This is a genomic window from Bacillus sp. FSL W7-1346 (assembly GCF_038593335.1).
Classification (GTDB): Bacteria; Bacillota; Bacilli; order Bacillales; family Bacillaceae; genus Bacillus; species Bacillus altitudinis.
In genome coordinates, this window is record NZ_CP151988.1 from 495,883 (window position 1) to 521,657 (window position 25,775).

The window sequence follows — 25,775 nt, forward strand, 5'->3', positions numbered from 1 at the left end:
TCATAAGAGTGGCATTTTCAACGATAAAAGATACGATCACGTTCCACCCGCTAGGAGACGCAGCCATTGTCATCCAAGCCGGGACTGACATAAGTGAAGACATTCATGAGCGTGTGAAGCAGCTGTTTTTATGTATTGAACAGCATCCATTTGACGGATATGTGGAAGCTGTTCAAGCTTTTACAAACGTGACCGTCTTTTATGAGCCCTATAAGGTGTATCAATCTGCTCAGCTTAAGCAACGTGCGATCTCTCCGTATGAATGGGTCAAAGACTATATTGAAAACCTCCTTGAAGACAACTGGCAGGAGGGGAATCAGGCAAAGCGCCGAATCGTCGACATTCCTGTATGTTATGGAGGAGAGCTCGGTCCTGACTTAGAAGAAGTCGCCCGTATCAATGGTTTGACGCCTGAAGAAGTTGTACGCATTCACACATCCGGGAGGTATCTTGTCTATATGATTGGGTTTGCTCCTGGGTTCCCGTTTTTAGGCGGACTTTCTGAAAAAATTGCAGCTCCGCGTAGAGAAACACCAAGAATGTCGATTCCAAAAGGGTCTGTGGGTATTGCGGGGAAGCAGACAGGGGTTTATCCGATATCTACACCCGGAGGCTGGCAGCTCATTGGACAAACCCCTTTGTCCTTATTTCGGCCGAATGCTGAGAGACCTAGTCTACTAAAGGCAGGGGACGAGGTTCGATTTGTTCAACTGTCTGAAAAGGAATTTTTCAGCATGAAGGAGGAAGATCGTTGAGTATGCATGTCATCAAGCCAGGAATGTTCACCACCATTCAAGATAAAGGGAGAATAGGCTATCAGAAGTACGGTGTTTTAACGAGCGGCGGCATGGACCCGCTCTCGCTCCGAATCGCCAACATCCTCACTGGGAATCAAGAAAACGAAGCGGTGCTGGAAATCACATTAATGGGACCCGGCCCAGTGTTGACATGTCAGAAGGATCAGCTGATCGCCGTGACCGGTGCTGATGTGGATCTTGAGATTGACGGGGAACAAGTGCCTCTATGGAAACCGCTCTTCATTCGAGCAGGAAGCACGATCACCTTTGGCCCTTGTAAGAGGGGATGCCGCTCCTACCTCGCTGTAGCCGGTGGATTTGATGTTGAGCCGGTGATGAAAAGTAAAAGTACGTACGTCAGAGCGAAGATAGGCGGGATAGAAGGGCGTCCGCTAGAAAAAGGAGACGTCCTGCCGATTGGAGAACCGTCACCACTGGCGGTGAGCCTCGTTCACATGTTAAAAAGCAAAGGGGAACGTGCGCCAGAATGGACAGTCAATCATGCTCATTTTTTGCCTCTCGGGAAATCACCAGTCATTCGGGTGCTGGCAGGGAGACATCTGTCTCATTTTCAGGAAGAATCGCAGCAAGCTTTTTTCGAACGGTCTTATCAGGTCACTCCCCAATCTGATCGTATGGGATGCAGATTGAAAGGGGAACCGATACGTTTAAAGCAAAAGCTTGAATTGATTTCAGAAGCGGTTGCTTTTGGCTCTATTCAAATTCCTCCTGACGGCCAGCCGATTATTCTGCTCGCAGATCGCCAAACGACAGGTGGATATCCCCGTATTGGTGAGGTGGCAACAGTCGATTTGCCGTTCATTGCGCAGGCGATGCCTGGAGCGAATCTCACGTTTCAACAAATTGACCGCCAAGAAGCAGAGCAAGCCTTATTCACACAAGAAGCAGAAATGAAGGACCTGACGGCAAGATTAAAACTCGAAGCATTTTCGTTTTAGAAAAGGTGAGAAACATGCAGAACACAAATAAAACCGTTGTGAAATCAATGGAGATATTACGGCTTTTTATCACTCACGAACAATTAACGTTAAATGACATGATTGAGCTCTCGAGCATGCCCAAAACATCTGTACACCGAATGGCCAACTCGTTAGCCGATATGGGGTTATTAGAAAAGCATCCTTCAGGTGTTTACCGATTAGGATTGATGTTCCTTGAATACGGTCAGCTTGTCGCCGACCGCCTCGATATCCGTAGAATTGCAAGGCCCTTTATGGAAAACTTGCGTGATGAGGTAGGTGAGGCTGTTCAGCTCATTATTCGTGAAGGAGATGAAGCCATTTATGTGGAGAAAATGGAAGGAACGCAGCCTGTCCGGCTCTATACCGCTGTCGGAAGAAGATCCCCATTATATGCGGGAGCTTGTGCGAGAAGTATTCTTTCCTTTTTGCCAGAGGAAGAGAGACTTGCCTATATTGATTCGGTAGAGCTCGGGAAAATCGGGATCGGAACCATTACTGATAAAGATGTCCTGCGAAACATGATCGAAGAATCAAACAGGCGCGGATATACGTTAAGCTATTCAGAGCTTGAAAACTATACTGCGGCTATTGGAGCGCCCATTTTCAATCATCACGGAGAAGTGGCAGCAGGCATTAGTATTGCGGGGTTTGAGGCAGGCTATCAAAAGGAACGGCTTCCTTATTTAATTGAGCAGGTCAAAAAAGCGGCCAGCGGCATTTCAAAAGAATTAGGTTTTGCATCTGAACAAATAAAAAGCCAATGACCGTTAAGATCATTGGCTTTTTGCGTGTTCATGATTAGAAAGTTTTACCTAAAGCTTTTGCACGTTCGATCGCATCTGCTTTAATTTGTTCTGCTTTTGCAGGCTCAGCATTGTGACCTTCAACAATAAGACCTTCGAAAGAAGGAATACCGAAGAAGTTTGCAATTGTTCCAAGGTAACGGTGACCTGCTTCTAGTTCAGCAGCAGGACCTTCAGTGTAATATCCGCCACGTGCTTGAATGTGTAGCGCTTTTTTGTCTGTTAGTAATCCAACAGGACCTTGCTCAGTGTATTTGAATGTCTTACCAGCTACAGCAACAGAGTCGATGTATGCTTTAAGAACTGGTGGGAATGAGAAGTTCCAAAGTGGTGAAACAAATACGTATTTGTCAGCAGAAACGAATTGATCGCTTAATTCGTTTAGGCGAGCAACTTTCGCTTGCTCTTCAGCTGAAAGTGTATCGAAGCCAGCACCAGATTGAAGCTTGCCCCATCCAGCGAATACATCTGCATCAATGTGAGGAATGTTTTCTTTGTACAAATCGATATGTACAACCTCGTCACTTGGATTTGCTTCCTTATAAGATTCGATAAATGCTTTAGCAGTAGCCATACTGTAAGAAACTGTTTCATCATGCGGATGTGCAGTGATGTATAAAACTTTTGCCATGTTTATTCAATCCTTCCTGTTTCAATGATTTTTTTAGCGTACCCCAAAGATACACTGAATATGTGGCATCTTTAATCATATTGGAATGCTATGAAAAAGATGTAACAAGCACAGTTACATAAAAACTGATATTTTCATTGTAATCACTATATAGTTTGAAGTCAAGGTATAAAGTCTTGAAATCAAGATAAAAAGTTTGTAAATTTTTCTGAAACGCTTCAAAGCTGCGATTTAAGCAAAAAAACCCTACTCCCATTGAACAAAAAATGGATCGATATCGCAAGTAAAGTGTTTGTAAATGCGCCCATCCTGCGCTTTTGAAAAAAAGGTGGATGCCTTTAAGCCATCTGCTATAAGCATTTGCTCTTCTTTTTCGTATATATAAGAGAAGGCAGGAGAGAGTGAGGGATAAGAGTGGGACGATCCTATGTTGCGATTGGAGATTCCTTAACGGTTGGGGTGGGGGCACGTTTATTTGGCGGCGGTTTTACGGAGCGATATGCGGCGAAGCTTGAAAAGAAGCTGCATATACCGGTGAAACTGTCCGTATTTGCGAAATCAGGGTTAACAACGGAAGAGATCTTGCAGCTTTTTCAGCGGTCTGATGTAAGACGGGCGATTGCTCATGCTGACATCATCACCATCACAGGCTGCGGGAATGATCTTGTTCAAGCTGTTCTGCAGTATGAAAAAGGGGAAGATGAAAAGACACTGCTGCAAGCGTCTATGCATTGTCAGGCGAATTTTAGCAAAATGGTTCAAGAAATCGCTCTGATAAAAAGAGGGCAGCATCATCCATACTGCGTATATTTATTGAATTTATATAATCCTTTTCCTGAGATTCCGATCGCCGAGAGATGGCTGAAGCAATACAACCATCACCTTCGCCAGCTTGCTGCGAATCCACATGTAGAAGTGGTGGATATTTACGGTGTATTTGAAGGTCATCAAAGCGCATACTTATCGATTGATCAATTTCATCCGAACCACAAAGGATATGAAGCAATGGCAGAAGCGCTGTTTCAACAATCCGCTAAGCAACTGTGATCCCTCGGGATTGCAGTTTTTTCATTCTTTTAAATGAAGGGCTGTTTCGATATGATAAAAGAAACAAGACAAAAGAGGTGGATGCATGCAGGAGATGAGTGCGTATTTTCATGAATTGAAAGGAACAGCTTATGAGGTAGGAAAGCAGCAGGCTATTTGGCTGAAGGAGCGCCCTTTGCTTAAGAAACAATACATTCAAACAGAACCGTTATCAAAAGAGGCTGTGAAGGAAACAAAGCAGCTGATTCGACCGTTTCTTCCTCAGTTAGAGGAAGAACTCACGGGATTTTGTGATGAAATGCAAATAGATGAAAGCAATTTGACCTTTTTCTATTCTTCGCATCTGCAGCCAGGCTGTTCCCATTGTGTGATGCAGGGAAATGAGGCTGCCAATCAACAAACGGTGATGCTGCGCAACTATGATTTTTCTCCGCTGTTTGATGATATGCGTCTTGTATCTACACATGTGAAGGGCTCAGCAGTCCATACAGGCTCATCATTAATCTTATTTGGCAGATCTGATGGGATGAATGAGCATGGTCTATCGGTCACATTTTCTGCATGCGGTCCGCCTATTGGCAACGAACCAGGCTTAAAGCCGCCGGCTGTTGCTGGCTTGCAAGTATATCATGTCATTCGTGCTGTGCTAGAGTCCTGTAAAATGGTGGAGGATGCCGTCCGTTTGGTACAGGAAATGCCCGTCGCGTCAAATGTTCACCTAATGCTTGCCGACCGGCAGGGAGAGGCGGCTGTGATTGAAATGATTGATGGGCAAAAAAAGGTGAGAAGGCCGGAGCGTGGATTTATTGCGGCTACGAACCATCCGCTTGCTGATCACACGGCAAAAGGGTTGACGAAACATCATTCTGTTGTCAGGTACGACATGTTAATTCAAGCTTTAGAAGAACAGCCGTCAAGCGAGTCTCTTACGGAACTATTTCAGGCAGAATACCCTGCTGGTCTGACTGTGCACAATTATGAAGAGCTGTTTGGGACGATGCGAACCGTCATGTTTCGGCCGGAGGAAGGGACGATGGAGTATTGCTTTGGCTCTCCCGTCTATAATCCTACCTATTCATTAAAGGTCGGGGGCGCACTGCCATTTCATGAACAAACGATTCAATTTCATCAAAAGGATTATGGACCTTCATTTTGGAGAAACGTTTGAGTCTTTCATTTTGTCACAGCCTGTGTGCCAAATTTAGATCAACTTCAGGTTGCATCGATCAGTGAAAGCGTTTTATATTAAAGTGTGACAATAGACCTATTTAAGCAGAAGGAGGCATTTCATGTACATAACGGCACGAGAACAGAAAGTGATCAAATATATGATTCAGCAAAATCGTTATGTCACCATTCGTGAGATCGCCGATTCTGTTCAGGTAAGTACAAGAACCATTCATAGAGAACTTAAATCCATTAAACCTATTTTGAAGAATTACAACCTATCACTTGATAAACAGCCGGGGAAGGGCTTGAAGGCGGTCGGTGAACAGGAAGATAAACAGCGGCTTCTGTCTCATATTTCAAATGAAGATCAAATTGAATATAGTTCTGATGAACGGAAGCTCTTAATCCTGTGTGCCCTGCTTGAAGCAAAAGAACCGGTGAAATTATATACACTTGCAGCCGACTTGCAGGTTACAAATGCGACCATCAGCTACGACTTAGATGAACTGACGGACTGGATCGCTCCTTACGGTTTACTGCTTATCCGCAAGCGTGGGTACGGCATTGAATTAAAAGGACCGGAGGAAGCCAAACGAAAAATTGTCGGCAACCTGATCGTTGACCGTCTCGACATTCAATTATTTCTCGAAACGATTGAGATGAATATTAAACATCGAACGAAAGCGACTGAAAAGGTGTTTGGGGTAGTCAGTCGAGGACAGCTGCTCAAGGTAGAAAGGCTGCTCTTTCATTTGAAAAACAGACTCTCTCTCTCGTTGTCAGATAGTGCCTATATTGCACTTGTCGTTCACTTAACCTATGCCATTGAACGCATTCAAATCGGTGAAACCATTCGGATGGAAGAGGAAGAATTGCTTGAATTAAAGCGGACGAAGGAATTTGAATCTTCACTCAGAATCGCACGAGCATTAGAACGCATGTTTAATGTAGAGATTCCTGAAGCTGAAGTTGGATACATGACCATCCATTTGCGCAGTGCAAATCGAAGCTTTACGGCAGAATACCGCATTGATGAGATTGAGTTAGATATCGCGCTGAGAACGAAGAAACTCATTGACTTTATTTCTCATAAAACAGGTTACCATTTAAATGAAAACGATTCATTGTATGAGGGACTCGTGTCTCATCTTGAACCAGCTATGAACCGTTTGAAAGAAAAGATGCGGATTTATAATCCGCTCACACAACAAATAAAAAAAGACTACTTCTTGCTGTTCATGGCGATTGAAGAAGGTGTGGAGCGCTTCTTTCCTGAGATCGAATTTCCAGAGGATGAAATTGCCTTTATCGTGCTTCATTTTGGTTCGGTGCTTGAAATTAAAAAAGAAGAAACCAAGATTCATGCATTGGTCGTTTGCTCAAGCGGTATCGGTTCGTCAAAAATGCTCGCATCACGATTAAAAAAAGAATTGCCTGAGATCGCCAAATTCGATCTATCTTCCTTAATGGAGCTAAAGGAAATCGACGCTGCGAGCTATGACATGATCGTATCAACCGTGCCGATCCCCTATGAGCATATTGATTACATTATGGTCAGCCCGCTCTTAAACGAGGATGACGCAGTGCGGGTCAAGTCACATATTAAACGAAAAATTCCTTATCTGATTGAGAAAAAAAGAGCACAGGAATCTGCAAAAGAATCGGTGGAGGAAACGGTTGATATGATAGGGATGGCAGAGCAAATCACGAATTATATGTCAGTGATTCGCAGCATCTTGTCCCATTTTACAATCGAAAAAAAGAAGACGACGGAGCAGCATGAGTCAACAATGAGAGCGCTGATGCGTCAGGTTGAAAGTCAAGGCTATTTAGAACGTGCAGACGAAGTGACAGCCGGTTTACTTGAGCGTGAGCAGCAAGGTGGTTTAGGCATTCCAGGAACCGAGTTTGCTCTTTTTCACTTAAAGCATGATCTCATTAAGAAACCGGTCTTTCATATCTATGATCTTGATGAGGCATACGAGATCAAAAGCATGGATGGCGGGCAGCAGCTCATGTCCAGAATGCTCCTCATGCTGGCGCCGCTAGAGCTTGGCAAAGAAGGGTCTGAAATGTTTAGCCTGATCAGTTCATCCATCATTGAAAGTGAAGAAAGCATGGCGCTTTATGGACAAGGAACAAAGGAAGAGATTGAACAGAAATTACATCAACTTTTTTATCAATTTGTCAAAGAGGCAAAATGGTAAGAAAAAGCCGAGAGCTTATTCGCTTCTCGGCTTTTTTGCTGTGACACAGACAGCGAGGGTGGGACGAATCTCCTCATATTCAACAGAAAACTGATCAAATCCAGCAAATTCTAAGTCATTGAGGATGCTTTCGCCCATTTCTTTTGTTCGATTGGCGTCCGCTCCTTTTTCTCTTGGCTGCATCACAATGACGAGTTTTCCGCCAGGTTTCAAGGTGTGATAAAGGTTGAGTGCGCCAGCCTTTGGGTCATCCCAAATCGTATAATTGTTAACAGAAAGTACTTTGTCATACTGATCTGCCGGGAGGCGCGTTTTTTCAATTTTCCCGACATAAAGCCGGACCTGCTTCTCTTTGGATCGTTTCTTTATACGCGAATGCGCCTGTTCCTTCATAGTTGAAGAAGCATCTAGTCCATCAATGTGAAGATCGTCATAATGCTTGAGCATATGTTTGATGCTATAGCCGGGGCCGTAGCCTATTTCCAAAATGTTTTCACCATCTGATAAATCTAAATGCTGGATCGCCCATTGATTCAGTGCCTTGTTTTCATTTGCCATAATAAAACCTGCGATGCTTCCGAGCCAGCCTTTTGGTCTGCTAAAGGTTTTAGAAATGGTTGATAGCATGTGAGAACGCTCCTTTTTCATGTTTATGTAACCGATTTTTCCCACCCTGAAACCTGTCAGTTTTCAAAACGCATTGATGGCGCATGGGGATGTTTGAGTAAAAAAATGAAGTGGTAATGAAAGGATACATCAACAAATCAAGGAGGAGCTTACACATGGATTTACGTGAATACTTAACAAATGGCATTCCGCGCCAAACGCAGGATCAGCAGCCAGGCAGTGAAAGAGAAATGAATCCTGCGCCGATCTATGAGGATGAATCGTATAAAGGGTCTGGTAAGCTAAAAGGAAAAGTAGCGCTGATTACAGGTGGAGACAGCGGAATTGGACGTGCCGTTTCTGTCGCGTATGCCAAAGAAGGAGCTCATGTCGCGATCGTATACTTAAATGAACATGAGGATGCAGAGGATACGCAAAAACGTGTAGAACAGGAAGGCGTCAAATGTTTAACGATTGCAGGGGATGTCGGGGACGAAGCCTTTTGTGAGAAAGCGGTAGAAAAGACAGTTGAAGCCTTTGGGAAGCTGGACATATTAGTCAATAATGCGGCCGAACAGCATCCGAAAGAACGTATTCAAGATATTTCTAGTGAACAGCTTCACCAAACCTTTAGAACCAATTTCTATTCTTATTTTTATTTTACGAAGAAGGCACTCGATTACTTAAAACCGGGAAGTTCCATTATTAATACAACATCTATTAACCCGTATCGAGGCAACAAAGTGCTCATTGATTATACGGCGACAAAAGGGGCCATCAACGGCTTTACTCGTTCTATGGCACAGTCGCTTGTGAAAGATGGAATTCGGGTAAACGGTGTAGCGCCCGGCCCAATTTGGACGCCGCTCATTCCATCTACATTTGATGAAGGCAGTGTCGAAAACTTCGGGGCCGAGACCCCAATGGGAAGACCAGGACAGCCTGTGGAGCATGTAGGCTGCTATGTACTGCTTGCTTCAGACGAATCGTCTTATATGACGGGACAGACACTTCACGTCAACGGCGGTTCCTTTATGAATACATGATCAATAAACACGCCGCCCAGCTTTGATTGGGCGGTGTATTTAGTATTTCTTCCGATTCTTCTGTACAGATGAGACAGACCATATGATAATGCCCACAACAACCGCTGCAATAACAAGTGAACTCAAATGGAACATCGTTTCATGATGCATGTTCAACTTCCCCTTTCAATGTATCCGTTTTTTATAGCATCAGCTAGAAGATGTCTTTTTATGAAAAACACATTTCTTTGTTTAATGAATGGATTGTCGTGGAAACCTAAGAGTACGGATGACATTTTGAAGGAGTGAAGATACATGTCACAAGAAGAGTTAAAACAAAAGGTAATGAATTTATTAGACGAACAAAAAGTCGGAACATTGGCGACTGTTGAACAAGATAAGCCGCATACCCGCTATATGACTTTTTTTCATGAAGGGCTGACATTATATACACCAACAAGCAAAGAAACACATAAAGCTGATGAGATTGAAAAAAATCCGAATGTTCATATTCTCATTGGTTATTCAGGTGAAGGATTTGGGGACACATATGCAGAAATTGCAGGTAAAGCCACATTAACTGATGATCCAGAACTGATCGACCGCCTTTGGTCTGATGAGATGGAGAAATGGTTTAAAGGAAAAGATGATCCAAACCTAGTGATCCTTAAGATTGACCCAACCTCCATTCGTTATATGAACGAAGGAAACCGGACACCAGCAGAATTATCACTTTAACACTTGCGTAAGTTGGGGGAACGTGTTATAGTTTTATATTAAGTGTTGAAATAGCAAATAAATAAAGAAAGTAAACTTTCTTTTTTCTATGACATAATGAGAAGCAATAGAGCTTCTACTTGATAAGAACGAGACGCTGTCAAAGCGAACAAACTTATTCTTTTCCTTCTGCAACCGCCCCCTATAAAAGCGGAAGAATGGAAAAAAGACGTTTTGATTTACAATTCACACTGGCACGGCTTCGGAGCCGTAAGGACGAATGAGAGGTAGGGCTTTCGTTGTCTTGTTATCCAGAACTTCCATGGCGTTTACTTTCAAACGTAGGTTCACTCGGAACACATATGACACACTGATATGATCGAATCTTAATTCATACACTCCGTGACGGAGATTAAACATTGATTATTTATTTGCATGAAAAGAGTAAGAAACGGGCTGCCATCTATTTGGCAGCCTTTTTACGTTTTAAACAATAAAATAGGAAAAAGGAAGAAAAAAAGCGGATACCGTCCGCATGACATCCCCTTTAACAGGATTCTCCGCTCACAATAGAACTGCTCACTGACAGAAAGAGGAAATGCTTCATCATCACTCACTTCGCCCTTTCTTCTGATACCTCCAAATCCGGCCAATAAAAAAGAACATCACCGTAAACAAAATAGAAAAGATCAACATGTCCAGCAGTGTCACGCCTCTATCTGGATGCACAACCCCAAACCAAACCCATTGAAGAACAAAAGAGATAGCAAAATAAAAGATGGATTCTTTCATGAAATTCTCCTTTTTACTTGTTTTTTTGATTGTTTAGCCACACCATCCAGATGAGAAAGGAACAAATGGCGCATGCGAGCAAAGTGACAGGCGGCAAGGTGTACCAGCCAGTCAGCCCCTTTACAAAGCACATATAAAAAAAGAAAATGGTCATAGATACGAGCACCCCTTGCTTGAACCAACGGGGAACACGCAGCCAAGCCGCTAGAATGATCGATGATAGCTTATCCATTGAGATAACATCCTTTTTTTGAATCTGATTGGATTTTATCGTAAACAATCAAATATGTAAAATATGGATTTAGAAAGTTGGAATGGTATTCTTCTAGCATGAAACATTCTCGCTGCACTGACGTATAAGAAAAAGGAACTCCATGAAAGGAAGCGATCAAGTGAAAAGAATACCAGTGATTTTCCTCAGGTATATAGTCTTCTTTATTCCAGCGATCATTCTTAGTGTCTTGGTGTGGAACCATTACCAAGATGATTTGTCCGCAGGGAAAGTAACAGAGTATGACATCAAACGAATGTTTACATTCGATGAAGGAAAACGAGTGGTGAGTGCTGTATCAAAAAACCAGCAGCTCCATTTTGCAATGTATGATCCTCAATCAGGAAAAAGAATCAGTGAATGGACCACAGCAAGCGATTCGTTTAATGAAATGCTGCCATCCATTCAAGGGAACCATCTCTTAGTTGCTTTAAAAAATAAAGACGAGCAGCTGTTGATCGAAAAACTGTCTCCAAGCGGAGCAAAGAAAGAACTCGTCAAGCAAAACTTACAGATTCCTTCATTTTTAAAAACGAATACATATCAATGGAATGGACGTCTCGTGTTTACAGGAGAAATGGAAGGCGCTGCTGCGGTCCTCGGTGAGCTAAAGAATGGTCAGTTTCATGTCCACAATCTCAACGAGCTGAAGCTGCCAGCAAGACCTGTTTCCATCGATGTCGTCATGAATTCTTTTAGAGGGCAGACCCCATTCCCTATGTTTGAATTGACTTTGAAAAATGACCAGAAGGCATATGTCAGCGGAATCTCAAACGAGAAGCATCAGCTTGGGGTCTATGTCTCCAAAAGTGCAGAACCGTTTAGCCTCATTGAAGATAAAGTCGTGCAGCAGCTGCAAAAAACGATCGGATCATCACAAAACGTGGCTGTCGCTGTCGAATCCAACTATCCAAAAAGACCAAGGAAAGTGAATGCAGAGGGAAGGCTTGGGGAAGTCGTCCCAACACCAAAACCAATTTACCAAACCTTTATCTACCAGCTGAATGAAGAAGAAGTTCTTCTTTTAGGCTCGACAGCAAAGGATGAAGCAAAAGGCAAGCTGACTGGTTATATTTATAATCATCGCACGAATAAGGCGACGTCTGCCAGCAAGCTGTCTCAGTCGTTGTCATATGAATCTTTACAAAAAGAAGATCTCTCTTTTCATAAAAATGTGAAGAGCGATTGGCTCTATTATTCACTTGGCAACCAATTAACGGGGGCATTTGAGGCGAAAAGCAAACAGCTAAAGGAATTTCCTTTGCAAAAGGTCATCTCAATCGAAAATGCCAGTCCAGCCCACCAAACGTCTGTTGACACCTTTATGCAATATGTCATGAAGGGCGGACCACTCATTCTCAACTGGGCGATATGGCTCTTTATCCCACTGCTGTTATTTGTGCTAGCGATCTTCCTGCCACCGATTTTGAGACTGGTGAGAAAGAACAAGATAAAGGACAGTGTCACATTAGAAGCCAATATTGTATCTGTCAAAGAAACGGGTACCTACATCAACGAACAGCCGCTGGTCAACATGCAACTTCAATTTCAATATGATGGGAAAAATATCGAAAAGGCGGTTAAAACGGTTGTATCCTATACTCAGATACCGCAACCGGGTCAGCGTATTGCCATTCTCTACAATCCGAAAAAGAAAAAAGCGATGCTCTTAAAAGAAGGTGACTTCTCGCAGCCAAGCGAGCCAAAATTCATCAAAGGCGCTATTTTAAGAAACATAGAATCATATGGAACCGTAGGACGAGGCACCGTCTTATCACTTACATTTGAAGCAGATCAGAAAAGGTATACCATTCCGATGATTCAAGCCGCTGGTTTTGAGTTTAGAACAGGAGAAAAAGCCGATCTCGTTGACATCAACGGCCAGCTCAAAATGGCAGCCTATGGGCATGAAGTGCGGAATCGATCGGGGAAAGATGTGACGTTAACAGGAACGATCCAACGGGTGAAGCAATATCCAGTCACAATTCATGATCAGAAGCCTATTATGCTGGATGTGACGGTTTCTAGCGGAGATCAATCCATCACAAAAACGGTCAGTCAATTCATACCTGACCATATGGAGGTCGCGCCAGGAACTCAAATCACGATGCAGACAAAACAAGAAGAGCTGGATAAAGAAATCAGTCTTATGCAAGAGAAACAAGGAAGTGCAAAAGTGACCCATGTCACATTTTCCGGTGTCATCGGCAACCAGCCGTTAGCGATCATTCAGATTGAGAGAGATGGCGTGATGTATGAAGTGAAACAGCCAATCGATCCGATCACTAGCGTACTGCCAGGTGATGAATTATGGGTGGCATATCACGAAATGACACGTCAAGCAGCCATTGTGAAATATGCATCGATTTAAAAAATACGTCAGCGTGTAGAAAAAGGGCTAAAACGAATGTCGTTTTAGCCCTTTTGATTAAGCTTTTGTATCATACTGGCGAAGCACCTTATCATAGGCGAAGTTGCCGAAAGGAATGAATGCCGCAAAGAATCCGGCGATGGACCATTTCAAGTGCCAGCGAACTTTAAATGTCACATATGCCAAAATGAGCATATAGATCACAAACAATGCGCCATGAAGAGAGCCCACAATGGTGACCGCCATCGGAATATCCGCAAAATATTTTAGAGGCATGGCAATTAAAAGAAGGGTTAAAAGAGACATACCCTCAATAAAACCCGCCTGTCTCAGACGGCTGATACTTGTATGCATATACAAATCCTCCTGTATAAAAGCTAGTTTCTCATCTTCTAATATAAACGAAAGATCGCCTGGACATGCGGAAATCTACGAAAAATTCAAAATATGTTCATGTTATTTTTAAAAAATGGGAGAATTGCAGCTTTGATGGATTTTAAAGATTAATCGATATCAATGAAACGAGCTAGGGCATAAATGCTAAATTCTTTTTTCTAACGCCTTTTGAATACAGAGGGGTTTTTTGTATGACTGGAAAACATATGATGGAACGAAAATTTGACGGGGTGGTGCATATGCGGCACTATAAGTTCTTATTTCGTGGTACTTTCTGAATACGTTTCAGTGTAGATATGTCTCTATTTCAAGTGTGTTGTCTTTACACTAGTATTTCAGCTTTATGTTCTGTCATTAGAACCGCATCTCCACGTCTGCTATAATAAAAGGATGGATAGAAGAAAGAGATGTGAAATCTAGTGTCAAAAACAGTTGTATTAGCAGAGAAACCTTCGGTAGGACGTGACCTTGCACGTGTGCTGAAGTGTCATAAAAAAGGAAATGGTTTCTTAGAAGGAGATCAATACATTGTCACGTGGGCGCTTGGCCACTTGGTGACACTGGCTGATCCAGAAGGCTACGGGAAAGAATTTCAATCCTGGCGTCTAGAGGATTTACCAATTATTCCAGAACCACTCAAGCTTGTCGTGATGAAAAAGACAGGGAAACAGTTTCAAGCGGTCAAAGCGCAGCTGGCGAGAAAAGATGTAAAAGACATTGTCATCGCAACAGATGCTGGACGTGAAGGGGAGCTTGTGGCAAGGTGGATTCTTGAAAAAGCCCATGTGAAAAAGCCTCTAAAACGTTTATGGATTTCGTCTGTTACAGACAAAGCCATTCAAGAAGGGTTCAAACGATTAAAAGACGGCAGAGAGTATGATAACCTGTATCGCTCGGCGGTTGCGCGTGCAGAGGCAGACTGGATTGTAGGAATCAACGCAACAAGAGCGCTGACAACGAAGTTCAATGCGCAGTTATCCTGTGGACGTGTGCAAACGCCAACGATTGCTATGATCGCCAAGCGAGAGGAAGACATTCAGCAATTCCAGCCGAAGTCGTTCTTTGGGCTGACGGCACAAGTAGACGGACTGACGCTGACTTGGCAGGATGCAAAGACCAAACAAAACCGTACATTCCAAGAGGATGTAGTGACGGAGCGCTTGGCAGCCTGTAAAGGAAAACCTGCAGTGATTGATGCACTGAAAAAAACAGCGAAAAAAGCCTTTGCTCCAGGATTGTATGACCTGACAGAATTGCAGCGTGATGCCCATAAACGCTACGGTTTTTCAGCAAAAGAAACACTGTCTACACTTCAGCGTCTGTATGAACAGCATAAGCTTGTGACGTACCCGCGTACAGATTCACGTTTTATTTCGGCAGATATCGTTCCCACATTAAAAGATCGACTCAAAGGAATGAACGTTAGACCTTACGCGCAGCATGTGAATCGCATTCTACAATCAGGCATTAAAGCACATAAAGGTTTTGTCAACGATGCCAAAGTGTCAGATCACCATGCGATCATTCCAACCGAGGAAGAGCTGTATCCGGGTGCATTAAGTGATAAAGAGCGTAAATTATATGACCTGATTGCCAAGCGATTCCTCGCTGTACTGATGACCCCTTTTGAATATGAGGAAACCACAGTGATCGCCAAGATCGGCAGTGAGACATTCACAGCGAAAGGAAAAATTGTGCAATCAGCCGGCTGGAAAGCCGTGTACGATGATTCCTATGAAGACGAGGAATCAGCTGAAGCAGATCAGCACTTGCCGGCATTAACAGAGGGGCAGTCACTTGACGTACGCCAATTAAAAGAGACAAAAGGCGAAACGAAACCTCCTGCTCGTTTTAACGAAGCGACCCTTTTATCTGCCATGGAGAACCCGTCTGCATTTATGGAGAACAAGGAAAAAGACTTAGTGAAAACCCTTGGCGAAACGGGTGGATTGGGGACAGTGGCAACTCGAGCTGATATCATTGAGAAACTGTTTAACAGCTTCTTAATTGAGAAAAAAGGCAAAGACATCTTCATCACATCGAAAGGGAAGCAGCTGCTTTCTTTAGTACCTGAAGATTTAAAGTCACCTGCGTTAACAGCGGAATGGGAACAAAAGCTTTCTAAAATTGCGAAAGGCCAATTGAAAGCTTCTCAATTCATGAGTGAAATGAAGTCATATGCAAAACAAGCCGTATCTGAAATCAAACAAACGAACCAAACCTTTAAGCATGACAACATGACAGGCACACATTGCCCTGACTGCGGAAAACTCATGTTAAAAGTGAACGGGAAAAACGGTACCATGCTTGTTTGTCAGGATAGAGAATGTGGACATCGAAAAAATGTGGCAAAGAAAACAAATGCACGCTGCCCGAACTGTCATAAAAAGCTTGAGCTACGAGGAGAAGGTGATGGCAAAATATTTGCCTGTGTTTGTGGTCATAGAGAGAAACTGTCTGTTTTCGAAAAACGCAAATCACAATCCAATCAAAAACGAGCCAGTAAGCACGATGTGTCTAAATATATGAAAAAACAAAAGAAAGTGGAAGAACCAATCAATAACGCACTTGCAGAACAATTGAAGAAACTAAAATTAGATCAATAGTTGTGTAAAAACCCATGTGAATTCGCATGGGTTTTTTGTTTGTTCGAGTATTTTGACATGTTGTTTTTCTGTAAATGGGAATATGTAAGCGAAAAGACTCGTAATTTGGTATAAAATATTTATTTTCATTTAAACAGAAACGCTCTATAATAAATCGTTAGATGCTTAGAGAGAATAAGGATTGAAAGGGGACACGAATGGATACACCCATATATCGTACAGCTATCGCTATACTCATTGTCATTCTACTAGGCGGATGTACCTGGAAACAGCAGCAACATTCAGCTCAACCAGAAACTGCAAAGCCAGTATTGTCAGGAGAGTACTTTATGACTCACCACTTAATGACAGACCAAGGCATGATTCGAACCTCGCTTGCGGAACAGCCTACTTACTTATCAGAATCGCTCGGACTTTGGATGGATTATCTTGTTAGAAAAAAAGATCAAACATCTTTTGATCAACAGGTAGACGTCCTGCGCACTCAATTCTTACTGGAACATGATCTTCTTAGCTGGCAAATCGAATCTCATCAAAAAAGCCAAGTCAATGCTTTAGTTGATGACTTACGTGTAGTAACAGCGCTTCAAAAAGCAGATCAATTGTGGCAGAAGTCAGTGTATCAAACCACAGCTAAAAAAATCGCAAAAGCGTTAAAAGACAAAAACATGTTCAAGGGTATGTTGACCGACTATTATGATGCATCGACAAAGCAAACTTCACACACAATCACACTTTCATATCTTGACCCAAAAGCAATCAAAGAACTAGTATCCCTCCACCTATTCACAGAACAAATGATGAACAACCAATTGGCCATTCTACAAAATGCACCGAGACAAAAAGGATTTTTTCCAAAATCCTATGACATAGCGAAGAAAGTCTACTCATTTGATCAGGAAATCAACTTGATCGACCAGCTTTATACGGCTCTTTATGCCGAACGTGCACAGGTTGATACAACAGTCATCATGAAATGGCTGAAAACCAACTTCCAAAAGGAAGGAAAACTGTATGGACGATATAAACTGAGCACATTACAGCCAGCAGTGACGTATGAATCGCCTTCAGTCTATGCACTGGTGATCTTATATGCACTCAAACAAGGAGAAGATGATTTTGCAAAAGACGTCTATCACCGAATGAAAGAGCTGCAAATCCAAGATCCTCTCAAGCCTTATTACGGAGGCTATATGAACGAAAAAGATACACACTCATTTGATAATTTATTGCCTCTAATTGCAGAAAGGGAGCTTCTAAATGAAAAGGTTATTCAGTAACACCTATCGCACGTATTATACGCTGCTCCTCACGTTTGCGGGACTCATTTTATTTATGGGCTACTTGAATGGACGTGATGCGGAGAGTGTCATGATCATCACACTCACATTTGTCGTGATAGGATGCGGTATTTTATTTGGTATTTTGCCAGCATTGGTTTTTACTTTGTTGATTTTGTTCTTTATAGGAAGCGGGATGTTCTTTACAGAGCTCGGTCACACAAATTCACTCTTTTCTAATCAAACGTTGCAAGATGTCGTGATATGGGGCGTGGCGCTTCTCTTTTTTGCTATTTCTGCTGGAAACGTGCATGAGCGAATAAAAACGATGCGTTACACCATTGACCAACAAAAGAGGGCCATCAAACAATTTGTAGCGATTGACTCAACCACAGGATTTGACAATGCAGAGCGGATGAGGCTCGAGTTATCTGAGGAAATGAAACGAGCAGAACGATACAAACAGCCATTCGTCTTTATCCTTCTTCATATGCACTACTCAGCTGAATTCAAAACATTATATGGAGAAAAAGAAATGCAGCATCTTTTCCAGCAACTCAGTATGAAGATACGCGAAAGTGTGAGAGAAACGGATAAGAAATTTCGATTATCCGAAGAACGAATCGGGCTGCTGCTCACTCACACACCTGCAGAAAACGTCTCGATCGTTCTTGAAAAGCTAAAGGACAAACTGCAAACGCATGTCCTGCTAAATGGTCGTGAAGTGACCTTAACTTTTCATGTCTGTCATTTAACAAGCAGCTCGGACTATCGGACACCAGAGCAATTTTTAGAAGAACTAGAAAACGAGATGATGATGAATGAACTTTAATGTTTTGACGAAATGTTGTTTGTTAATCGTTCTTTTCTCTATGCTTTTGATCAAAGACAGTACATCAGCCGGTGCACTTGAGAAAGAGTCCAGGACCCTCATCGTCTATTCCACACAATCAGGTGAGGCAACTCCATCTGTTCATATGCTTGATGTACTTGTGGGGCATTTTTCCACACGAACGACCATTTTATCTGATGAACAAATAACTGAAAAGAACCTCAATAACTTTCAGCAAGTTATCTATATAGGTGAAGAAAAGAGAACGTTGAAAGCACAAACCATTCGTCTCATAAACGAATCAAAACGCTTAATTGCAATTGGATACAATGCGGAACAGCTTCGCCCATTCTCCAAGCTTACTTTTCACAAACAAGATCACATCAGTCAAATCAAAGATACTGATGATCAAGAATACCGTCAGCTAGAGAGAGGAATCACAGCTCAGACAGTTCAAGGGACAGATCTGCAACGTAAATTCTTATTGAAGAAAAATCAAGCTGAACAGCCATTTGTGATTCAAACAAAAGAAGGTGCGGCATATGTCGGAATGCTAAATATCCTTCAGCACGACAAGCTGCTTGCAGAGGTGCTGGAAAGTCTCCTGCCGGCTTCTAATCAAACGACGACAAAGTACTTACAGATTGGGAAGATTAACCCCGTCACGGATGAGAAGAAGTTACTTGAACTTGGACGATACGTAACAGCTCGCCATATCCCTTTTCTGCTGGCGGTGACCCCTATATGGATTGATCCAGCAACAGGGGATGAAGTGACGCTGAGTGACCGGCCTAAACTTGTCCACGTGTTAACACAATTGCAAAGCAATGGAGCTAGTGTCGTTCTTCATGGGTTTAGCCGTACGTATCGAACGGAGGAGTCGGGTAAAGGTTTTGAATTCTGGGATGTAAAGTACGATCAGCCCGTTACGTCAAATGAACCAGAGAAAGCTGATCAGCAGCTGAACAAAAGCTTTTTTCCAAATGAAAAAGATTTTAATGCGTATATCAAATCCAATCAACATCAAGAAGCCATCTATACAGAAGAAAAGCTGACAAAAGGCATTGAACTGCTCACGCAGCAGGGGTTATATCCACTTGCATTTGAAGTGCCGAATGACGCCATATCCCTGCAAGGCTATGAAGTGATTTCCCGCCATGTGTCCAGTCTATTTGGACAGGTGCAGCTCTCAGACCGTACATGGAAAACAAGAAGTGCATCACCGTTTTTGTCGACACCCGCCATGCTTCATGGCATGACTTTATATCCTGAACAGTCTATAGATACAGCGTCTGACCAAGAAGGTGTAAACATACTGACTGAGCAGACAATTCAATCCATGCAGCATATCCAATCCGCCGCCATTGGTTTGTCCTATGATGTGGAAGCGGGGATAGATGGGCTGCAAGATGTAATCACACAAATGGATGCGATCCCTTCTAGTGAATGGCTAGATTTAAAGAAAACAAAACAGACTGTTCAAACTCGGAATGTCCAGATCAAAACAGCAGGAAATGGACATATTCAAATAGAGCAATCCAATATAGCTGAACCAAAAACAAACAAACGAAGCGGGATGGAAAATATGCTTCGAATACTCACAGTGGTGGTGCTGCTCTTTATTGTGGCATTTGCTTTTTACACATTGTATTTAAGGCTGACCATGAAAAAACGGATCTTTAAGGAGAGAAAATCAGGTGGCTGATATCTTATTTTACCTATCATTAATACTGATTTGGATCATGCTCCTATATCATATGTTTCTGATGCAGGGAGGCTTTCAGCACTATTTAACTTACGAAAAAGTGCTGCCTAAATGGACGAAACAAGGGAAAGATCTGCCGACCGTCAGCATTCTCATTCCAGCACATAATGAAGAAGTAGTCATTCGGCAGACGCTAAAAGCCATGGTCCAGTTATCCTATCCCAAACACCTCCTTGAAATCATTGTGATTAATGACAATTCCTCTGATCGTACAGGGGAGATTGTGCAATCATTTAGTGAGCAATACGATCATGTTCATATGATTGAAACAAAACCACCATTTGCAGGGAAGGGGAAATCTACTGCACTGAATGAAGGCTTGAAGGCTTCGACAGGAGACGTTATTTGTGTATACGATGCAGATAATATGCCTGAAAAGAAAGCCGTCTACCATTTGGTTCTTGGATTATTGAATGATCCTAAAGCAGGTGCTGTTGTCGGGAAATTCAGGGTCATCAATGCAGCCAAAAACCTCCTGACAAAATTCATTAACATAGAAACGATCTGCTTCCAGTGGATGGCGCAAGGCGGGAGATGGAAATGGTTTGGCATTGCGACGATACCAGGCACCAACTTTGCGATCCGCCGGCACATTTTAGAAGAGCTTGGCGGCTGGGATGTCCATGCACTAGCTGAAGACACTGAATTAACGATTCGTGTGTATAATCTGGGCTATGTGATTCGGTTCTTTCCTGCTGCGATTACATGGGAACAAGAGCCTGAAACATGGAAAGTCTGGTGGCGGCAGAGAACACGCTGGGCTAGAGGCAACCAATATGTTGTGCTCAAATTTTTAAGACAGTTTATGAAATTAAAACGAAAACGAATGATTTTCGATTTATTTTATTTTTTCTTTACGTATTTCCTATTTTTCTTTGGTGTACTGCTCTCCAATGGCATTTTTATCGTAAACTTATTCGTTGATCTTCACTTATCTGTGGGAGCTGTGGCACTCATCCTATGGGGGTTAGCCTTCTTCCTCTTTTTAACAGAAGTGATGATTACGTTAAGCATAGAGAAAACAGAGCTGACCAAACAAAACATTCTCATTGTCGTTCTCATGTACTTTACCTATTCCCAAGTATGGATTGCGCTTGTTGTGTACTCCTTATGTGTAGAGGCGAAAAGCCGATTATTGAAACAAGAAGTGAAATGGTACAAAACCGAGCGTTACAATCAACAACAAAAGAAAAGCGGGTGACATATTGAAATCGTTAAAATGGTTGATTTATATATTAGGATTATCCTTAGCGATCCAGCCTTTTTTCTTGGCAGGTCAAGCAATGGCGCAATCCAACCGAGTTCAAGTCAAAGATGAGTGGATTCATTCTTCAAAAGAAAGCAAAACAAAAACGCAGCATCTATCAGAAGACGTAGTGACCTTATATGGACAAGAAGACCGCACTGAATTTACCTATCAAGTGGATCAGGAAAAAACAGAGTCAAGCACATTGACGTTAAATATAGAGGCTTCACCATTATTGATTTCACCTTCCTCATTCACTGTTATGATTGATGGAGAGATCGAAAAGACCATCCCTGTATCAGGGAAAAACCAGAAGAAGTCGATTCAAATCAAGTTGAACAAATCACAATTGAAAAAAGGTACTCACCGCATTCAGGTCACATTTTATGGTGTTTTAAAAGAAGGCGTGTGTATCAACCAAGAGACACCTGCCAATTGGCTAAAAGTGTATCCTGAAAGTGAACTTACATTCAAAGGAATCAAGACGAAAGATTTCACATTAGATAGCTTTCCATCACCTTTTATTCAAACAGGTGATCAGAAAGAACAGACAGACATTGTCATTCCTAATTCACCGGATGCAGCTGAATTAGAAGCAGCCATCAAAGTATACCGTACGTTGAAAAACAAAGATCTCCAAAAGGAGATCAAACTTATCCAAGAAAAGGACATCAAGCAAGTGGCTCACCCAACGATTGCTGTGGGAGCTATAGGAAGCTGGGATGGACGGATGAAAACGATTGAACAAGCTGCAGGAATTAAAACGAAAAGCAGTCATCTTACGTTAGCGATGAGAACTTTGACAGCAAAGAAAACAGAACAGCCCATTCTATTTGTGACAGCGGAAAAGCCTGTGACAATCGCTGGAAAAATCAATGTTCTAACTCAGTCAGAATTAACGGATCAACTGACTGGAACAGACCTAGTGCTTCAAAAGGCTGCAGCTCAAACGTCTAAACCATCTCACAAGATTCGTTTGAAAGATTTTGGCGGAGATGATGTCACGGTTGGGACCAACAAGACGGCATCCGACCACTACTATTATCCGAAAGCGCTACTGGCTCACCAAAAATCAGGTGCAAAGCTCAATCTTTCATTCAAAAAATCTGATACAGCGGCAAGCAAAACAGAACGGTTAACTGTTATGATCAATGACGAACCGCACGACGTACCATTAACAAAACTAGGCAACAAAGATGCGAATGGATTCTATCATGTCTCGATTCCAGTAGATTCAAAGATACTTCAAAAAAATGAATATATTGATTTGCAATTTGTCACAAGTGGTTTTAAAAACATGGAATCCTGCAGACATACAGATGAAGAAGGCTGGATATTCATTGACAAAAATAGCACTTTACAAATACCAGAAGGAACAACGAGTGAAAAGCCAGATTTAGCCGCATGGCCGCTCCCGTTCACTTCAAAAAATACATTGATCATCATACCAGATCAAATCAAGCGTGAAACAATCAATCAAATGGCCATGCTGACGGAATCTTTTAGTCAGCCAGAAGTAGCTCAATATCATTTAATAAAAGCTTCTCAAGTGACAAATGAACAATTGAAAAATCACCCTCTCATTTTCATCGGAGGCATTCAAACATTCTCTCTTCTGAAAGAAAAAGCAGCCGATCTAGTTGTTCCGGTGAAAAAGGATCAGTATGATGTATCTTCTTTCGGCATGATCAACGAAACAACGGCTCGAATTGTATGGACGCAGCCATCTGTTTGGAATAAAGAACAGACAATGACAGTCTTTTCAGGAATGACTGCAGCTGAAGCTAACGTGTCAAATGAAGTCATGCAATTTCTTCAAACAAATACAGAAAAAGCAACAGTTGCAATAGAGAGTAAAAACAAAGGCGTATTTACTAATCATCAATCCGTCAGTAGCACATCGAGCAGTCTGAAAACAAGTGAAAAACAAAGCAGCAGCGAGTCTTGGATTTACTTTGCGTGTATCGCTGCACTCATCCTTTTTGTGCTTGTGATGATTGTCTATTTCGTACGAAAAAACCGTAAAAAGACTGAGTTCTAAACGATCAAAAGACCTTGAAAAAATCTCTTTACTTTGGTGTCAAACGGGAGTATGATCTCTTTTATAAAAGACCAATCGCTGAATCATTTCGATGAGCGGGGGAACCAATTGTGGTGGTATAAAACACCACGTGGGGTGAATCCTTTTAAGGTAGGGCAAAATCTCATGCGCCCGAATCCGTCAGCTAACCTCGTAAGCGTTAAAGAGAGCAAAGACCAACCTGTGATCTAAACAATAGGCACAGGGGCATTCTATTGCCTCTGTGTCTTTTTGGCGATCCAAAATTTTGTAACTCAAATCGTTTGACACTAAAGGAGCGGGCATCACATGTACAGTTTGATGAAGCGTATTTTAATTGGTAAACCATTAAAATCACAGGCAGCAGGAGAACAAAAACTATCAAAAATCAAAGCTTTGGCATTATTGTCATCAGACGCATTGTCGTCAGTCGCATACGGTACAGAACAAATCTTGATTGTTCTATCAGTTGTTAGTGCGGCAGCGTTTTGGTACTCACTCCCGATTGCAGGTTGTGTATTAATTCTTTTAATGGCGTTAATTCTATCTTACCGCCAGATTATTTATGCTTATCCAGAAGGCGGCGGGGCGTATGTCGTCTCCAGCAGAAACTTAGGTGAAAAACCAGGGCTGGTTGCGGGTGGATCATTACTCGTCGATTACATTTTAACCGTAGCAGTGAGCATTTCTGCTGGGACCGATGCGATCACATCGGCTTTTCCAGCTCTATATCCATATCATGTCATGATTTCAATCGTATTAGTCCTAGTGATTATGGTGTTAAACCTTCGTGGACTGACAGAGTCGGCATCTATTTTGGCTTATCCTGTGTACCTATTTGTCTTTTCATTGCTCATTTTAATTGGGGTGGGCGGTTTTAAACTATTAACTGGGCAAGTGCCGCCAGCACCTGAACATACAGCATTTGGCACACATGTATCAGGCATCACGTTATTTCTTTTATTAAAGGCATTTTCGTCTGGCTGTTCTGCTTTAACTGGTGTTGAAGCGATTTCTAATACAATTCCATCCTTTAAAAAACCAGCTGCACAAAATGCAGCGAGAACTTTATTGATGATGGGGGGATTACTGGCCGTTCTATTTGTAGGAGTGACATTGCTTGCGTTTGGTTTTGGCATCTCGCCAAAGCCAGAAGAAACGGTTGTGTCACAGATTGCATCAGACACATTTGGACGGACATTTTTCTACTATGTCATTCAAGCTGTCACAGCATTAATTTTAATATTAGCGGCAAACACAGGCTTTTCAGCTTTTCCATTATTGGCTGTCAACTTAGCAAAAGATAAATATATGCCGCGCATGTTTACAGTGAGAGGAGATCGGCTCGGTTATTCTAATGGTATTATCTTTTTAGGTGTAGCTTCTATGCTGCTTATTTGGTTATTTGATGGGAAAACGGAACACCTCATTCCACTTTATGCTGTCGGTGTGTTTATTCCATTTACCTTGTCTCAGACAGGTATGTGTGTAAAGTGGATTCGTGAAAAACCACAGGGATGGAAAGTGAAAATGCCTATCAATATCGTGGGAGCACTTATTTCATTTACGGTTTTCATGATTCTCATTTTGACCAAGTTCCATCTTGTATGGCCAGTATTTGTTTTCATGCCAATTGTTCTATTTATTTTTCATTCTATTAAGAAACATTATCTGTCTGTTGGAGAACAATTACGTTTATTGAATGAAACCGAGCTTGTCGAAATCAAAGGAAATGTGGTCATCGTCCCAATAGCAGGTGTCACACGTGTCGTCGAACAATCTGTGCAATATGCAAAATCCTTATCAGATCAGGTCATAGCGGTTCATGTATCGTTTGATAAAGAGAAAGACAAGAAAATTGAAGCTGATTGGGAAAAGCTGAATAGTGATGTGCGTCTGGTGATTTTACATTCGTCTTATCGAAGTCTCATTCACCCGCTTGATAAATTTCTTGAAACGATTGAAGCGAAAGCAAATGCACATCAATATAGAGTGATGGTGCTCGTTCCTCAATTTATTCCGAAAAAAAGATGGCACACCATTTTGCATAATCAATCTGCTTTCTTATTAAGATTCCGTTTATTATGGAAACGGGATATTGTTGTCGCCACTCTTCCATATCACTTTAAAAAGTAACAAGAGCAAGTTGAAACGTTTGATCAAAAGGGTGC

Annotated in this window: 21 protein-coding genes and 1 riboswitch; of the genes, 16 read left to right on the top strand and 5 right to left on the bottom strand. The window is 42.1% G+C overall.

The genetic code is table 11. From position 1 onward, the window contains the following. Window positions 1-8 precede the first annotated feature (8 nt). From pxpB to NST09_RS02380, 3 genes are read left to right on the top strand one after another with little or no spacing between them, the layout of a single operon-like run. Window positions 9-755: a 5-oxoprolinase subunit PxpB gene (gene pxpB / locus NST09_RS02370; protein ID WP_098680865.1), complete on the top strand. Its 747-nt coding sequence runs from the start codon at window positions 9-11 to the stop codon at window positions 753-755. After that, window positions 752-1,756: a biotin-dependent carboxyltransferase family protein gene (locus tag NST09_RS02375; protein WP_342493310.1), complete on the top strand. Its 1,005-nt coding sequence runs from the start codon at window positions 752-754 to the stop codon at window positions 1,754-1,756. The genes pxpB and NST09_RS02375 overlap by 4 nt, the downstream gene beginning before the upstream one ends. A 14-nt stretch (window positions 1,757-1,770) precedes the next feature. Further along, window positions 1,771-2,544 carry an IclR family transcriptional regulator gene (locus NST09_RS02380; RefSeq protein ID WP_007498093.1) on the top strand — a complete coding sequence of 258 codons (774 nt, stop codon included), beginning with the start codon at window positions 1,771-1,773 and terminating at the stop codon, window positions 2,542-2,544. A 34-nt stretch (window positions 2,545-2,578) separates the two neighbouring features. Here the strand turns inward: NST09_RS02380 and NST09_RS02385 are convergent, their stop codons facing one another. Beyond that, complete coding sequence (locus NST09_RS02385) at window positions 2,579-3,214, bottom strand: FMN-dependent NADH-azoreductase (protein WP_024720223.1); 636 nt, start codon at window positions 3,212-3,214, stop codon at window positions 2,579-2,581. Between the two features lie 414 nt (window positions 3,215-3,628). Between NST09_RS02385 and NST09_RS02390 the strand changes: the two genes are divergently transcribed. From NST09_RS02390 to NST09_RS02400, 3 genes are all read left to right on the top strand, one after another. Further along, window positions 3,629-4,261, top strand: coding sequence for a GDSL-type esterase/lipase family protein (locus tag NST09_RS02390; RefSeq protein WP_017358492.1), 633 nt, complete (start codon window positions 3,629-3,631; stop codon window positions 4,259-4,261). 85 nt (window positions 4,262-4,346) lie between these two features. After that, a complete protein-coding gene (locus tag NST09_RS02395) occupies window positions 4,347-5,429 on the top strand; it encodes a C45 family peptidase (protein WP_216099592.1) in 1,083 nt (360 codons plus the stop codon). Window positions 5,430-5,550: 121 nt separating this feature from the next. Then, window positions 5,551-7,638 (top strand): BglG family transcription antiterminator, encoded by a 2,088-nt coding sequence (locus NST09_RS02400; protein ID WP_046342687.1) that lies wholly within the window; start codon window positions 5,551-5,553, stop codon window positions 7,636-7,638. A gap of 15 nt (window positions 7,639-7,653) precedes the next feature. Here the strand turns inward: NST09_RS02400 and NST09_RS02405 are convergent, their stop codons facing one another. Beyond that, window positions 7,654-8,265: a class I SAM-dependent methyltransferase gene (locus NST09_RS02405; protein WP_017358489.1), complete on the bottom strand. Its 612-nt coding sequence runs from the start codon at window positions 8,263-8,265 to the stop codon at window positions 7,654-7,656. A gap of 155 nt (window positions 8,266-8,420) precedes the next feature. Between NST09_RS02405 and NST09_RS02410 the strand changes: the two genes are divergently transcribed. Next, entirely contained in the window at window positions 8,421-9,290 is an 870-nt protein-coding gene (locus NST09_RS02410; protein ID WP_050826968.1) for an SDR family oxidoreductase, read from the top strand. Window positions 9,291-9,584: 294 nt separating this feature from the next. Continuing rightward, window positions 9,585-10,007 carry a pyridoxamine 5'-phosphate oxidase family protein gene (locus tag NST09_RS02415; RefSeq protein ID WP_008347166.1) on the top strand — a complete coding sequence of 141 codons (423 nt, stop codon included), beginning with the start codon at window positions 9,585-9,587 and terminating at the stop codon, window positions 10,005-10,007. A gap of 588 nt (window positions 10,008-10,595) precedes the next feature. On the opposite strand, the gene NST09_RS02420 is transcribed toward NST09_RS02415, so the two are convergent. Next, window positions 10,596-10,778, bottom strand: coding sequence for a hypothetical protein (locus tag NST09_RS02420; protein ID WP_008347162.1), 183 nt, complete (start codon window positions 10,776-10,778; stop codon window positions 10,596-10,598). A gap of 13 nt (window positions 10,779-10,791) precedes the next feature. Continuing rightward, window positions 10,792-11,010 carry a hypothetical protein gene (locus NST09_RS02425; RefSeq protein ID WP_342493311.1) on the bottom strand — a complete coding sequence of 73 codons (219 nt, stop codon included), beginning with the start codon at window positions 11,008-11,010 and terminating at the stop codon, window positions 10,792-10,794. Between the two features lie 160 nt (window positions 11,011-11,170). Between NST09_RS02425 and NST09_RS02430 the strand changes: the two genes are divergently transcribed. Further along, window positions 11,171-13,420, top strand: coding sequence for a hypothetical protein (locus tag NST09_RS02430; protein WP_342493312.1), 2,250 nt, complete (start codon window positions 11,171-11,173; stop codon window positions 13,418-13,420). A gap of 57 nt (window positions 13,421-13,477) precedes the next feature. Here the strand turns inward: NST09_RS02430 and NST09_RS02435 are convergent, their stop codons facing one another. Next, window positions 13,478-13,774: a DUF3817 domain-containing protein gene (locus NST09_RS02435; RefSeq protein WP_008347156.1), complete on the bottom strand. Its 297-nt coding sequence runs from the start codon at window positions 13,772-13,774 to the stop codon at window positions 13,478-13,480. Between the two features lie 461 nt (window positions 13,775-14,235). Between NST09_RS02435 and NST09_RS02440 the strand changes: the two genes are divergently transcribed. From NST09_RS02440 to NST09_RS02470, 7 genes are all read left to right on the top strand, one after another. Next, window positions 14,236-16,422 carry a DNA topoisomerase III gene (locus tag NST09_RS02440; protein WP_116307442.1) on the top strand — a complete coding sequence of 729 codons (2,187 nt, stop codon included), beginning with the start codon at window positions 14,236-14,238 and terminating at the stop codon, window positions 16,420-16,422. 197 nt (window positions 16,423-16,619) lie between these two features. Next, entirely contained in the window at window positions 16,620-17,702 is a 1,083-nt protein-coding gene (locus NST09_RS02445) for a glycosyl hydrolase family 8 (protein WP_342493313.1), read from the top strand. Next, on the top strand, window positions 17,683-18,534 hold the full coding sequence (locus NST09_RS02450; protein ID WP_035703799.1) for a GGDEF domain-containing protein: 852 nt from the start codon (window positions 17,683-17,685) through the stop codon (window positions 18,532-18,534). Before NST09_RS02445 ends, NST09_RS02450 begins: the two co-directional genes overlap by 20 nt. Continuing rightward, window positions 18,524-20,239 carry a DUF2334 domain-containing protein gene (locus NST09_RS02455; RefSeq protein ID WP_342493314.1) on the top strand — a complete coding sequence of 572 codons (1,716 nt, stop codon included), beginning with the start codon at window positions 18,524-18,526 and terminating at the stop codon, window positions 20,237-20,239. The genes NST09_RS02450 and NST09_RS02455 overlap by 11 nt, the downstream gene beginning before the upstream one ends. After that, the gene (locus NST09_RS02460) at window positions 20,232-21,500 is read left to right on the top strand and encodes a glycosyltransferase (protein WP_035390400.1); all 1,269 of its coding nucleotides are present in this window, start codon (window positions 20,232-20,234) and stop codon (window positions 21,498-21,500) included. Before NST09_RS02455 ends, NST09_RS02460 begins: the two co-directional genes overlap by 8 nt. Before the next feature lie 4 nt (window positions 21,501-21,504). Continuing rightward, window positions 21,505-23,586 carry a cellulose biosynthesis cyclic di-GMP-binding regulatory protein BcsB gene (locus NST09_RS02465; protein WP_342493315.1) on the top strand — a complete coding sequence of 694 codons (2,082 nt, stop codon included), beginning with the start codon at window positions 21,505-21,507 and terminating at the stop codon, window positions 23,584-23,586. A gap of 66 nt (window positions 23,587-23,652) precedes the next feature. Further along, window positions 23,653-23,800: riboswitch (cyclic di-AMP (ydaO/yuaA leader) on the top strand. A 113-nt stretch (window positions 23,801-23,913) separates the two neighbouring features. Further along, a complete protein-coding gene (locus tag NST09_RS02470) occupies window positions 23,914-25,740 on the top strand; it encodes an APC family permease (protein WP_342493316.1) in 1,827 nt (608 codons plus the stop codon). Window positions 25,741-25,775 lie beyond the last annotated feature (35 nt).